Genomic DNA, 11,874 nt, shown 5'->3' on the forward strand with positions numbered 1-11,874 from the left:
GCGGGGCCGGCGGAGCCCATGGTAGTTTTCTTGGACGGGCGCAGTCGTTGTATGCTGCTCCGGTTGCCCGATGAGAGTCGGGCCATTCCCCCGGCAAACCACTTCGGATCTCTGATTCCGGTGCGCCGGATTCACTGTAAGTGCATCTGAAGTCTTTGGAGTGACCTGTGGCTGCCAACTGCGACGTTTGCGCCAAGGGGCCGAGCTTCGGCAACAACATCTCCCACTCGCACCGCCGCACCTCGCGTCGCTGGAACCCGAACATCCAGCGCGTCCGTGCCGTGGTCAATGGGACGCCGAAGCGCCTCAACGCCTGCACCTCGTGCATCAAGGCCGGCAAGGTCTCGCGCTGACGCCTTCCGTCGTCGTAGCGCAGCCCTTTCCGGTTGCCCAGAAGGCCGGTCCACCTCGTGGACCGGCCTTTTGCCTTTCCCGCGCGCCGTGGGGCCGGTGAACCCGCCGGCCCCACGCGTCGTTCCCGGGCAGCCTCAGGACCGAGGGCGCCGACGGCGCCAGGCGTGGTCCACGGGGCCGATGCCCGCGCCGAGCGCGAAGCCGGCCGCGATGGCGCCGGTGACGTACTCCTTGGCCGCCTTGACGGCAGCGGGTACGTCGAGGCCCTGTGCCAGGCCCGCCGCGACGGCGCTGGCCAGGGTGCAGCCGGTGCCGTGGGTGTGCCGGTTGTCGTACCGGGGGGCGCGCAGCCAGTGTTCCGCCGCGCCGTCGGTCAGCAGGTCCACGGCCTCGTCGGCGTGCGCCGTCAGGTGGCCGCCCTTGATCAGGGCCCAGCGCGGGCCGTGACCGAGGACCGCGTCGGCGGCCCGCCGCATGTCGTCCTCGGTCTCGACGACGACGCCGGTGAGCTGCGTCACCTCGTCGAGGTTCGGCGTCGCCACCGTGGCCCGGGGCAGCAGTTCCCCGCGTACGGCGTCCAGCGCCGAGGCGGCGAGCAGCGCGTCGCCGTGCTTGGAGACGCCCACGGGGTCCACGACCACCGGGGCGGCGGTTCCGGCGAGGAGTTCGGCCACCGTCTCCACGAGGACCGCCGAGGACAGCATCCCCGTCTTGACGGCCTGCACCCCGATGTCGTCCACCACGGCCCGGTACTGGGCCCTGACGGCTTCGGCGGGCAGCTCCCAGACGCCCTGCACGCCGAGCGAGTTCTGGGCGGTCACGGCGGTGACGACGCTCATGCCGTGCACGCCGAGCGCCAGCATCGTCTTGAGGTCGGCCTGGATGCCGGCGCCGCCGCCGGAATCGGATCCGGCGACGGTCAGGCACAGCGGCGGGCGGTTCACCGCGAGGGCTCCTCGGCGGCCGGGTCGGCGCCGAAGTGGTCCCACCCGCCGGTGCTGGTCCAGGGGGCGCCGTCGACGGTCACCTGCGGCAGCGCGGAGCGGTTCTGCACCTCGCCGATGACCTTCCAGCGGGCGGGCAGCTTCACGTCGGGCGGGAAGGTCGCCACGATGGCGTGGTCCTCGCCGCCGGTGAGGACCCACTGGAGGGGGTCCACGCCGACCGCCTGGCCGATGTCGTACATCTGGCTCGGGATGTCGACGGCCGCCGAGCGCAGGTCGATCCGTACCTTGCTGGCCTCGGCGATGTGCCCGAGGTCGGCGACCAGGCCGTCGCTGACGTCGGTCATGGCGGTGGCGCCGAGGCCGGCGGCGGCGGGACCGGCGTGGTAGGGCGGCTCGGGGCGCCGGTGGGCCTCCACGAAGGCCCGCGGGGAGCGGAAGCCGCGCGAGAGCACGGCGAAACCGGCCGCTGACCAGCCCAGCCAGCCGGTGACGGCCACCACGTCGCCGGGCCGGGCGCCGGAGCGCAGCACGGGTTCGTGGTTGCGCAGGTCGCCGAGGGCGGTGATGGCGACGGTGATGGTGTCGCCGCGCACCACGTCGCCGCCGACCACGGCCGCGCCGGCGACCTGGCACTCGTCGCGGATGCCGTCCATCAGCTCGGTGGGCCAGGTCACCGGCAGTTCCGCCGGTACGACGAGGCCGAGCAGGAGCGCGGTCGGCACCGCGCCCATGGCGGCGATGTCGGCGAGGTTCTGGGCGGCGGCCTTGCGGCCGACGTCGTAGGCCGTGGACCAGTCGCGCCGGAAGTGCCGGCCTTCCAGCAGGATGTCCGTACTCGCCACGACCCGTCGGTCGGGGGCCGACACCACCGCGGCGTCGTCCCCGGGTCCGAGCCGGACCGCCGGGGTGGTGGTGAGCCGTGAGGTGAGCTCCCGAATGAGCCCGAACTCCCCCAGCTCGCCCACAGTGCCCTTCATCGCTGTGCCCCTTCTTGCCCAGTCCGCTTGCGGTCGCGAGCCGTCACAGCTCTGGGTACCGTCAACAGATACGTCAACTTCTGCTCCATGTGCGCCCCGCCGTGCGTGGTGCCGGGCTCGCGGGTCTCCCCGCGGCGCTCGGCGACGCGGTACCGTGGCGTCCCTTCTTCCCCGGGCCCACCCGCAATTCCAGGGCCCAACCGAAGGTTAGGGGAAATGATCCTCGTGGCCGCCCTGGAGGTTCCGTGGTACAGGCGTACATCCTCATCCAGACCGAGGTGGGCAAGGCGTCGTTCGTCGCCGAGTCCATCGGCCGGATCCCGGGGGTGATCCAAGCCGAGGACGTGACGGGCCCGTACGACGTGATCGTGCGCGCACAGGCCGACACCGTCGACGATCTCGGCCGCATGGTGGTCGCCAAGGTCCAGCAGGTGGAGGGGATCACCCGCACCTTGACCTGCCCCGTGGTCCATCTGTAGCCCCGTCTACTCTTGGCCGGTGATGTCTGTCCACCGCCGGCCGCTGCGTCTCCTGGCCCTGCCCGCCTGCACCGCCCTGCTGGCCCTCGCGGGCTGCGCTCCGGACGGTTCGCCGGCCCGGCTGGAGCCACCGCCCACGCCGCCCGCCGATGTCGCGGGACTCTGTGCGGCACTGCACGAGGAGCTCCCGGACACGGTGGCCGGTCTGGAGCGGACCGGCACCACACCTCGGTCGCCGCTGACCGCCGCGTGGGGCGGCTCGGCGATCGTACTGCGGTGCGGCATCCCCAAGCCGCCGCGGATGGCCGATCCGAAGCAGGACGGCGTCGAGGTCAACGGAGTGGGCTGGCTGGTGGAGAAGCTGCCGGACGGCGAGGGCGGCGGCTACCGGTTCACGACCGGGCTGCGGCTGGCGTACACCGAAGTCCGGGTGGACAAGGAGCACGCCACCGACGCGCAGATGCTGGTCGGGCTCTCCGCGGCGGTCGCCAAGACCGTTCCGGAGGGCATCTCCTCCTACTGAGGCCCGCCCACCCGGTGCCTGCCGCCGCCGGGCACCGCCCGCGCCCCCGTTCCCACGAGGACCGCCCGCCGGAGATCCGGCGGGCGGTCCTTTCGTGCGTGCGGGCCGGCCCGGCTCAGCGCAGTCCGGTGGAGCGGCGCAGGGCGGCCTGGATCAGGAGGTCGACCAGCTCCGGGTACTCGACGCCCGACTCCTGCCACATGCGCGGGTACATGGAGATCGGGGTGAAGCCCGGCATGGTGTTGATCTCGTTGATGACGAAGGTGCCGTCCTCGGTGAGGAAGAAGTCGGCGCGGACCAGACCCTCGCAGGACGCGGCCTCGAAGGCCTCGATCGCGAGCCGCTGCACCTCGGCGGTCTGCTCGGGGGTGAGCGGGGCGGGCACGATCCCGGAGGCGGAGTCGATGTACTTCGCCTCGAAGTCGTAGAAGTCGTGGCTGGAGACCGGCGGGATCTCGGCCGGGGCGCTCGCGCGGGGGCCGTCCTGGAGTTCCAGCACGCCGCACTCGATCTCGCGGCCGCGCAGCAGCGCCTCCACGATGATCTTCGGGTCGTGGCGCTGGGCCTCGGCGACGGCCGCGTCGAGGGCGGAGGCGTCGTCGACCTTGGTGATGCCGATCGAGGAGCCGGCTCGGGCGGGCTTGATGAACAGCGGCCAGCCGTGCTCGGCGGCGAAGTCCAGGATCTTGCCGCGGGCGGCTTCCGGGTCGGCCCACTCACGGGGGCGGATGGTCACGTAGGGGCCGACGTTCAGCCCGAACGAGGTGAACACCCGCTTCATGTAGTCCTTGTCCTGGCCGACGGCCGAGGCGAGGACGCCGGAGCCGACGTAGGGGACGCCGGCGAGTTCCAGGAGCCCCTGGAGGGTGCCGTCCTCGCCGTACGGGCCGTGCAGCACGGGGAAGACGACGTCGACCTCGCCCAGGGCCTTGGGAACCGCGCCCGGCTCGGTGTAGACGACCTCGCGGTTCGCCGGGTCGACGGAGAGGACGACGGCGCCCTCCTCGGACTCCGCGAGCTGGTCGACGTTCGGGAGCTTCCGGTCGGCGATGGCCATCCGGGAGGGCTCGTCGGCGGTCAGCGCCCACCGGCCGTCCGTGGTGATGCCGATCGGCAGCACCTCGTACTTGGACCGGTCGATGGAGCGCAGCACGGCGCCCGCCGTGACGACCGAGATGGCGTGTTCCGAGCTGCGGCCGCCGAACACGACGGCCACGCGGGGCTTGCGGCCCTGCTGCTCAGGGGTCTGGGGGAGGTTCTCGCTGCTCATATCGCCACGAGAGTACCCGCTCGGACGTCCGGAAAGGACTCAGCGGCGTTCCGGTTTGGCGCTGCGGCCCATGAGTTCCTTCAATGCGACCAGCGTGGGCTTGCCGTGGTGCACGATGTCGACGACCGTCTCGGTGATCGGCATGTCCACTCCGTGCCGGTGGGCCAGATCTGCCACGGACTGGCAGGACTTGACCCCTTCCGCCGTCTGCTTGGTGACCGCGATGGTCTCCTCCAGGGTCATCCCGCGGCCGAGGTTGGTGCCGAAGGTGTGGTTCCGGGAGAGCGGCGAGGAGCAGGTGGCGACCAGGTCGCCGAGGCCGGCGAGGCCGGCGAAGGTGAGGGGGTCCGCGCCCATGGCGAGGCCGAGGCGGGTCGTCTCGGCGAGGCCGCGGGTGATGAGCGAGCCCTTGGTGTTGTCGCCCAGGCCCATGCCGTCCGCGATGCCCACGGCGAGGCCGATGACGTTCTTGACGGCGCCGCCGAGCTCGCAGCCGACCACGTCGGTGTTGGTGTAGGGGCGGAAGTACGGAGTGTGGCAGGCGGCCTGGAGGCGCCGGGCGACGGCTTCGTCCACACAGGCGACCACGGACGCGGCGGGCTGGCGGGCGGCGATCTCACGGGCCAGGTTGGGGCCGGTGACGACGGCGACGCGCTCGGCCGGGACTCCGGCGACCTCTTCGATGACCTCGCTCATCCGCTTGGCGGTGCCGAGTTCGATGCCCTTCATCAGGGACACGAGCACGGTGTCGGGGGCGAGCAGGGGCGCCCAGGCGGCCAGGTTGCCGCGCAGGGTCTGGGAGGGGACGGCGAGGACCGTGAAGTCGGCCCCCTCGGCGGCTTCGGCGGCGTCGGTGGTGGCCCGGATGCCGGCGGGGAGTTCCACGCCGGGCAGGTAGTCCGGGTTGCTCCGGCCGGTGTTGACGGCGTCGGCCAGCTCCTTGCGGCGCCCCCAGAGGGTCACCTCGCAGCCGGCGTCGGCGAGGACCATGGCGAACGCCGTGCCCCAGGAGCCGGTTCCGTAGACGGCTGCCTTCACGGGACGTGTCACTTCGTGCCCTCCCCCGCGGCCTTGCGCCGCTGTTCCGCCCTGGCCCTGCGGTGGTCGTACGGCTGCTCGGGCGCCTTCTCGCCGCGCAGCTCCTCCAGCAGCCCGGTGACCGCCGCCATGATGGCCTCGGTGGCCGCCTTGAGCACGTCGGGGGTGGGCTCGCGGTCGTAGAACTCGGAGAGGTCCACGGGCGGTCCGGCGAGCACTTGGAGGGTCTTGCGGGGCAACAGGCTGACCTTGTTCTCCTTCGCGTAGGGCGGCATCGCGAGGTTCGCGCCCCACTGGGCCACCGGGATGACGGGGGCCTTGGTGACCAGCGCCACCCTGGCCACTCCGGTCTTGCCGGCCATGGGCCACATGTCCGGGTCGCGGGTCAGGGTGCCCTCCGGGTAAAAAGCCACGCATTCCCCGCGCTCGATGGCGGCGACGGCCGCCCGGAACGCGTCCAGGGCGTTGGTGGTCTCCCGGTAGACGGGGATCTGTCCCGAGCCGCGCAGGATCATGCCGACGAAAGGCACCTTGAACAGGGCGGCCTTCGCGAGGAGCCGCGGCACCCGGCCGGTGTTGTACTGGAAGTGCGCGTAGGACAGCGGGTCCAGATACGAGTTGTGATTGACGGCGGTGATAAAACCGCCGTCGGCCGGAATGTGCTCCATTCCCCGCCAGTCCCGCTTGAAGAGCACTACCAGCGGCGGTTTCGCGATGACCGCCGCCAGGCGGTACCAGAAGCCGATTCTGCGGCGGGACACTCGGACACCTTCCTCTAAGACCGGGGCGCGCGGGCACCTCGCGGGCCGGACAAGTGTCGCCCCAGGTCCGGTCTCTGTCGAGAACACCGTACGCCCCGCTCAGGCCGCCCGACCCACCCGTGTCCGGGCTGAGGTGACAATGGGGCGACTGATGACCGGGCCGTGGGCTGAGCACGGCCCGAACGCGTGCGGGGGCGCACCGGAGGGAAGGGGGCCGTGACGAACGCCGTCTGGAGTCTGGTGGTCCCGTTGAAGCCGCTGACGCTGGCCAAGAGCCGGCTCGCGGCGGCCGTCGGCGGCTGGCGCCCGGGGCTCGCCCTGGCCTTCGCCCAGGACACCGTGGCGGGGGCGCTGGCCTGCGCGGCGGTGGCGGATGTGGTGGTCGTCACGGACGACGCGGTGGCGGGCGCGGAACTGGCGCGGCTGGGAGCGCGGATCGTCCCCGACGCCCCCGGCGCCGGGCTCAACGCGGCGCTGGCCCACGGGGCGCGGGCGGTGCGGTCGGGGCGGCCCGGGGCGGCGGTGGCCGCGCTGAACGCGGACCTGCCCGCGCTGCGCCCGCCGGAATTGCTACGCGTGCTCGATACCGCGTCGGTATTTCCGCGGGCTTTTCTGGCGGATGCGGCCGGAATCGGGACGACCTTGCTTTCCGCTGCGCCGGACGTGGAATTGGCGCCCTCGTTCGGCGGCCCGTCGCGGGCGCGGCATTCGGCGTCGGGGGCGGTGGAAATCGCCCTGACCGGCGTCGACAGCGTCCGCCGGGACGTGGACACGGGCGCCGATCTGCGCACGGCCCTCGCCCTCGGGGTGGGCCGCCACACGGCCCGATACAGTGCCGGTATGCAGGCGACCGCGTACACGTACGACTCCCAGACCCGCAGCGGCAGTGTGCTGCTGGACGACGGCACCCCGGTGCCCTTCGAGGCCGCGGCGTTCGACGCGGGCGGCCTGCGGCTGCTGCGTCCGGGACAGCGCGTGCGGATCGAGACGGAGGGTTCGGGGACGGACCTGCGCATCACCCTGGTCACCCTGCAGACGTTCTGACGGGCGCACCGCGCCGGCGCCGAGCGGGACGGGCGCACCGCGAAGCCGGGCGCCGGACCGCGAGGCCGGGCGGCGCCACGGTAAAGCCGTATGGACGCACCCGGAAAGCCGTGCGGACGCACCGCGGGCCGGCTTCCCCGCCCCGGGGAAGCCGGCCCGGCGTGTGTGATCAGCGCCCCCGCTACTTCTTGCGGGCGGTGGTCTTCTTCGCGGTGGTCTTGCGCGCCGTCGTCTTCTTGGCGGGCGCCGTGGTCTTCGCGGTGGTCTTCTTCGCCGCGGGAGCCGTCTTCTTGGCCGTGGAGGTGGCCTTCTTGGCGGTGGTCTTCTTCGCCGCGGCCGTGGTGGAGCCGGCCGCCGTCTTCTTCGTGGCGGTGGTCTTCTTGGCGGCCGCGGTGGTCTTCTTGGCGGCGGCCTTCTTCGTGGTGGCGGCGGTCGTCGTCTTGCGCGCGGAGGTCGACTTGGCGGCCGTCTTCTTCGCGGTGGCCTTCTTGCCGACGGCCTTGGCGATGGTGGGCGGCGCGCCCGTGAGGCTGCCCTTCGGCGCCTTCTTGACGGCGACCTCTCCGCCCTTGGGGAGCTTCTTGGTGCCGCTGACCAGGTCCTTGAAGCCCTGGCCCGCGCGGAAGCGGGGAACCGAGGTCTTCTTGACCCGGACGCGCTCACCCGTCTGCGGGTTGCGGGCGTAGCGGGCCGGACGGTCGACCTTCTCGAACGAGCCGAAGCCGGTGACCGAGACCCGGTCGCCCGCGACGACCGCGCGGACCATGGCGTCCAGTACCGCGTCGACCGCGTCGGCGGCCTGCTGGCGGCCGCCGAGCTTGTCGGCAATCGCTTCTACGAGCTGCGCCTTGTTCACGTCTTCCCCTTCGGAGACTTCGCCAGAACGAATGTGTTCAAGCTTATTTCGCACGTTAGGCGGATATATACCGCAAATCAAACACGAAACGGGCTAATCACCCTAGTGCCGCAACGTTGTATGCCGTTACGGAGTTCCTTCGCATCAGTCGCCTTCAGGGAATCGACCCTCGTCGAGGTCCTTCATCAACCTGTCCAGGCGCCTTGCCGCATCGGCGAGATCATGCTTCGCCGCGGCCGTGACGACCAACAGCTTCCGGGACAGCGCCATCCTTACGCCCTCCGGGACTTGCAGCGTGCGCACCCTTGCGTGTGCTTCTTTCAGTCGGTTCGCGACGACTTCGTAGAGCTCAAGTTGACTGTCGCGTTCCATGCACAGATTGTGCCATCTGGGGCGAGTTGTCGCCTCACGGGGCCTCAACACACGACTGTGCCCCCCGCCGGGAGGCGGGGGGCACAGTGCGGGCGACGTGATCACCCGAGCGCGAATAAGCGCTGATCAGGCCGGAATCACGACTGAATCGTGCGCGGCTTGAAGGTGGGCCGGGTGCTTTCGTACGTGGCGATGTCCGCTTCGTTCTGAAGGGTGAGGGAGATGTCGTCCAGACCCTCCAGCAGGCGCCAGCGGGCGTTGTCGTCGAGTTCGAACTCCGCCTCGACGCCTTCGGCTCGGACCGTGCGGTCCACCAGGTCGACGGTGATCTCGGCGGTGGGGTCGGCCTCGGTCAGCTGCCACAGCCGCTCGACGGTCTCCTGCGGCAGGACGACGGTCAGCAGGCCGTTCTTGAGCGAGTTGCCGCGGAAGATGTCGGCGAAGCGCGAGGAGATGACGGTCTTGAAGCCGAAGTTCTGCAGGGCCCAGACGGCGTGCTCGCGCGAGGAGCCGGTACCGAAGTCGGGGCCCGCCACCAGCACGGTCGCGCCGGCGCGCTCGGGACGGTTGGTGACGAACTGCGGGTCCTTGCGCCAGGCCTCGAAGAGCCCGTCCTCGAACCCGTCACGGGTGATCTTCTTCAGCCAGTGCGCCGGGATGATCTGGTCGGTGTCGACGTTGCTGCGGCGCAGCGGGACGGCCCGGCCGGTGTGGGTGGTGAAAGCTTCCATGATTCAGACTCCGGCGGGGGCGGTGGCGTCGGACAGGTCGGCGGGCGAGGCCAGGTGGCCGAGTACCGCGGTCGCGGCGGCCACCTGCGGGGAGACCAGGTGGGTGCGCCCGCCCTTGCCCTGGCGGCCCTCGAAGTTGCGGTTGGAGGTGGACGCGGAGCGCTCACCCGGGGCCAGTTGGTCGGGGTTCATGCCCAGGCACATCGAGCAGCCCGCGTGCCGCCATTCGGCCCCGGCCTCCTTGAAGACCTTGTCCAGGCCCTCCTCCACGGCCTGGAGCGCGACCCGGACCGAACCGGGGACGACCAGCATGCGTACGCCGTCGGCGACTTTGCGGCCCTCCACGATGCCCGCGACGGCGCGCAGGTCCTCGATGCGGCCGTTGGTGCAGGAACCTACGAAGACGGTGTCGACCTTGATGTCGCGCAGCGGCTGTCCGGCCGTCAACCCCATGTACTCCAGGGCCTTTTCGGCGGCGAGGCGCTCCGAAGCGTCCTCGTACGAAGCAGGGTCGGGGACGCTGGCCGACAGGGGCGCGCCCTGGCCCGGGTTGGTGCCCCAGGTGACGAACGGCGACAGCGTGGCGCCGTCGATGACGACCTCGGCGTCGAAGACGGCGTCGTCGTCGGTGCGCAGCGTCTTCCAGTAGGCGACCGCCGCGTCCCAGTCCTCGCCCTCGGGGGCGTGGTCGCGGCCCCGGAGGTAGTCGAAGGTGGTCTGGTCGGGGGCGATCATGCCCGCCCGCGCACCGGCCTCGATCGACATGTTGCAGATGGTCATGCGGGCTTCCATCGAGAGCTTCTCGATGGCCTCGCCGCGGTATTCCAGGATGTAGCCCTGGCCGCCGCCGGTGCCGATCTTCGCGATGATCGCCAGGATCAGGTCCTTGGCGGTGACGCCCTCGGCCAGCTCGCCGGTGACGGTGATCGCCATCGTCTTCGGGCGGGCCAGCGGCAGCGTCTGGGTGGCCAGCACGTGCTCGACCTGGCTGGTCCCGATGCCGAAGGCCAGCGCGCCGAAGGCGCCGTGCGTGGAGGTGTGCGAGTCGCCGCAGACCACGGTGGTACCGGGCTGGGTCAGTCCCAGCTGCGGTCCCACCACGTGGACGACGCCCTGCTCGACGTCGCCCAGCGAGTGCAGGCGGACCCCGAACTCGGCGCAGTTGCGCCGCAGCGTCTCCAGCTGGGCCCGGGAGACCGGGTCCGCGATCGGCTTGTCGATGTCGATGGTGGGGGTGTTGTGGTCCTCGGTCGCGATGGTGAGGTCCAGGCGACGGACCTTGCGGCCGGCCTGGCGCAGACCCTCGAAGGCCTGGGGGCTGGTCACCTCGTGCAGCAGGTGCAGATCGATGAAGAGGAGGTCGGGCTCGCCCTCGGCGCGCCGGACGACATGGTCGTCCCAGACCTTCTCCGCGAGTGTCCTACCCATCGCTTTCCCTCCGGCTCACCGTCCCGGGCCCAGTGGTTCGTGGACCCGTACATACAGACTCGCTGTTTCTTGGAAAATTTGAACTTGCGTTTCACAGTGTGAGACGTGAATATCGTTTCATGGACAACTCTAGCGGCGTCGGCGTTCTCGACAAGGCAGCTCTGGTACTGAGCGCACTGGAGTCCGGTCCGGCCACCCTCGCCGGGCTGGTCGCGGCGACAGGGCTCGCACGACCCACGGCACATCGCCTTGCCGTGGCACTGGAACACCACCGGATGGTGGCGAGGGACATGCAGGGCCGGTTCATCCTCGGTCCGCGGCTGGCAGAGCTTGCCGCCGCGGCCGGCGAGGACCGCCTGCTGGCCACGGCCGGACCGGTGCTCACCCACCTCCGCGACGTGACGGGCGAGAGCGCGCAGCTCTACCGGCGTCAGGGCGACATGCGCATCTGCGTGGCGGCGGCCGAGCGGCTGTCGGGCCTGCGGGACACCGTCCCGGTGGGCTCCACGCTCCCGATGAAGGCCGGCTCGGCCGCGCAGATCCTGATGGCCTGGGAGGAGCCCGAGCGGCTGCACCGCGGGCTCCAGGGCGCGCGCTTCACGGCGACGGCCCTGTCGGGCGTACGGCGCCGAGGCTGGGCCCAGTCGATCGGCGAGCGGGAGCCCGGCGTGGCCTCCGTCTCGGCGCCGGTGCGCGGGCCGTCGAACCGGGTGGTGGCCGCGGTGTCGGTCTCCGGCCCGATCGAGCGCCTGACCCGGCACCCGGGCCGGATGCACGCCCAGGCCGTCATCGACGCGGCGGGCCGGCTGACGGAGGCGCTGCGCCGCTCCGGCTGACCTTCCCCGCCCTTTCCCCCGTCCCTCCGGGCCCGGGGGTGCGTACGACGCCGCACACGTCCGAACACGCGCCCCCGGGCCCGCACTTGTCGGCCCCCGGGGCGCCGCCGCAACCTCCGCCCCCTTCCGGGCATGACGAAGAGGCCCTCCGCGATCATCGCGGAGGGCCTCTTCCCTACGTACCCCCGACCGGATTCGAACCGGCGCTACCGCCTTGAGAGGGCGGCGTGCTAGGCCGCTACACAACGGGGGCAAGCA

The 11,874-nt window shown here is 71.4% G+C and carries 13 protein-coding genes, 1 tRNA gene and 1 pseudogene; 5 read left to right on the forward strand and 10 right to left on the reverse strand.

Translation table 11 applies throughout. The features are described 5' to 3' along the window. Positions 1-167 precede the first annotated feature (167 nt). Positions 168-353, forward strand: coding sequence for a 50S ribosomal protein L28 (rpmB, locus tag ACIA6C_RS05515; protein WP_007266795.1), 186 nt, complete (start codon positions 168-170; stop codon positions 351-353). A 135-nt stretch (positions 354-488) separates the two neighbouring features. Here rpmB and thiD read toward each other — a convergent pair whose 3' ends face one another. Both thiD and ACIA6C_RS05525 read right to left on the reverse strand, forming a co-directional pair. Beyond that, positions 489-1,298, reverse strand: a complete 810-nt coding sequence (gene thiD, locus ACIA6C_RS05520; protein WP_399273099.1) for a bifunctional hydroxymethylpyrimidine kinase/phosphomethylpyrimidine kinase — start codon at positions 1,296-1,298, stop codon at positions 489-491. Beyond that, a complete protein-coding gene (locus ACIA6C_RS05525; protein ID WP_329198635.1) occupies positions 1,295-2,278 on the reverse strand; it encodes a thiamine-phosphate kinase in 984 nt (327 codons plus the stop codon). Before ACIA6C_RS05525 ends, thiD begins: the two co-directional genes overlap by 4 nt. A gap of 245 nt (positions 2,279-2,523) precedes the next feature. On the opposite strand from ACIA6C_RS05525, the gene ACIA6C_RS05530 reads away from it, so the two are divergent. After that, entirely contained in the window at positions 2,524-2,757 is a 234-nt protein-coding gene (locus ACIA6C_RS05530) for an Lrp/AsnC family transcriptional regulator (protein WP_190186891.1), read from the forward strand. Positions 2,758-2,779: 22 nt separating this feature from the next. Next, on the forward strand, positions 2,780-3,280 hold the full coding sequence (locus ACIA6C_RS05535; RefSeq protein ID WP_366081671.1) for a DUF3515 domain-containing protein: 501 nt from the start codon (positions 2,780-2,782) through the stop codon (positions 3,278-3,280). Positions 3,281-3,395: 115 nt separating this feature from the next. Here the strand turns inward: ACIA6C_RS05535 and ACIA6C_RS05540 are convergent, their stop codons facing one another. The 3 genes from ACIA6C_RS05540 to ACIA6C_RS05550 are packed head-to-tail and all read right to left on the reverse strand — an operon-like array spanning position 3,396 to position 6,349. Continuing rightward, positions 3,396-4,550, reverse strand: a complete 1,155-nt coding sequence (locus ACIA6C_RS05540) for a D-alanine--D-alanine ligase family protein (protein WP_399273102.1) — start codon at positions 4,548-4,550, stop codon at positions 3,396-3,398. A gap of 39 nt (positions 4,551-4,589) precedes the next feature. Then, entirely contained in the window at positions 4,590-5,600 is a 1,011-nt protein-coding gene (locus ACIA6C_RS05545; protein WP_399273104.1) for an NAD(P)H-dependent glycerol-3-phosphate dehydrogenase, read from the reverse strand. Continuing rightward, positions 5,597-6,349 carry a lysophospholipid acyltransferase family protein gene (locus ACIA6C_RS05550; RefSeq protein WP_399273106.1) on the reverse strand — a complete coding sequence of 251 codons (753 nt, stop codon included), beginning with the start codon at positions 6,347-6,349 and terminating at the stop codon, positions 5,597-5,599. The genes ACIA6C_RS05545 and ACIA6C_RS05550 overlap by 4 nt, the downstream gene beginning before the upstream one ends. Positions 6,350-6,535: 186 nt before the next feature. Between ACIA6C_RS05550 and cofC the strand changes: the two are divergent. Beyond that, positions 6,536-7,192: pseudogene (cofC, locus tag ACIA6C_RS05555) on the forward strand (2-phospho-L-lactate guanylyltransferase); the annotation flags it as partial. Positions 7,193-7,574: 382 nt separating this feature from the next. Here cofC and ACIA6C_RS05560 read toward each other — a convergent pair. The 4 genes from ACIA6C_RS05560 to leuC form a co-directional block, all read right to left on the reverse strand. Continuing rightward, entirely contained in the window at positions 7,575-8,249 is a 675-nt protein-coding gene (locus ACIA6C_RS05560) for an HU family DNA-binding protein (RefSeq protein ID WP_361128147.1), read from the reverse strand. Positions 8,250-8,393: 144 nt separating this feature from the next. Beyond that, positions 8,394-8,621, reverse strand: a complete 228-nt coding sequence (locus ACIA6C_RS05565; protein ID WP_136213320.1) for a hypothetical protein — start codon at positions 8,619-8,621, stop codon at positions 8,394-8,396. Positions 8,622-8,758: 137 nt separating this feature from the next. Further along, positions 8,759-9,352 (reverse strand): 3-isopropylmalate dehydratase small subunit, encoded by a 594-nt coding sequence (gene leuD / locus ACIA6C_RS05570; protein WP_399273109.1) that lies wholly within the window; start codon positions 9,350-9,352, stop codon positions 8,759-8,761. A gap of 3 nt (positions 9,353-9,355) precedes the next feature. Next, entirely contained in the window at positions 9,356-10,780 is a 1,425-nt protein-coding gene (gene leuC, locus ACIA6C_RS05575) for a 3-isopropylmalate dehydratase large subunit (protein WP_366083407.1), read from the reverse strand. 119 nt (positions 10,781-10,899) lie between these two features. Here leuC and ndgR point away from each other — a divergent pair, with 119 nt between their 5' ends. Continuing rightward, on the forward strand, positions 10,900-11,616 hold the full coding sequence (gene ndgR / locus ACIA6C_RS05580; protein WP_136213317.1) for an IclR family transcriptional regulator NdgR: 717 nt from the start codon (positions 10,900-10,902) through the stop codon (positions 11,614-11,616). Between the two features lie 180 nt (positions 11,617-11,796). Here the strand turns inward: ndgR and ACIA6C_RS05585 are convergent. Beyond that, positions 11,797-11,869: transfer RNA gene (locus tag ACIA6C_RS05585), tRNA-Glu, on the reverse strand. Between the last annotated feature and the right edge of the window lie 5 nt (positions 11,870-11,874).

Source organism: Streptomyces sp. NPDC051578 (assembly GCF_044454045.1).
GTDB lineage: Bacteria > Actinomycetota > Actinomycetes > Streptomycetales > Streptomycetaceae > Streptomyces.

Bases quoted from the DNA above. Each gene is read 5' to 3' on its own strand.
- ACIA6C_RS05535 (WP_366081671.1), top strand. From the start codon at position 2,780: ATGTCTGTCCACCGCCGGCCGCTGCGTCTCCTGGCCCTGCCCGCCTGC.
- leuC (WP_366083407.1), bottom strand. From the start codon at position 10,780: ATGGGTAGGACACTCGCGGAGAAGGTCTGGGACGACCATGTCGTCCGG.
- ACIA6C_RS05540 (WP_399273102.1), bottom strand. From the start codon at position 4,550: ATGAGCAGCGAGAACCTCCCCCAGACCCCTGAGCAGCAGGGCCGCAAG.
- ACIA6C_RS05565 (WP_136213320.1), bottom strand. From the start codon at position 8,621: ATGGAACGCGACAGTCAACTTGAGCTCTACGAAGTCGTCGCGAACCGA.
- ACIA6C_RS05525 (WP_329198635.1), bottom strand. From the start codon at position 2,278: ATGAAGGGCACTGTGGGCGAGCTGGGGGAGTTCGGGCTCATTCGGGAG.
- ndgR (WP_136213317.1), top strand. From the start codon at position 10,900: ATGGACAACTCTAGCGGCGTCGGCGTTCTCGACAAGGCAGCTCTGGTA.
- leuD (WP_399273109.1), bottom strand. From the start codon at position 9,352: ATGGAAGCTTTCACCACCCACACCGGCCGGGCCGTCCCGCTGCGCCGC.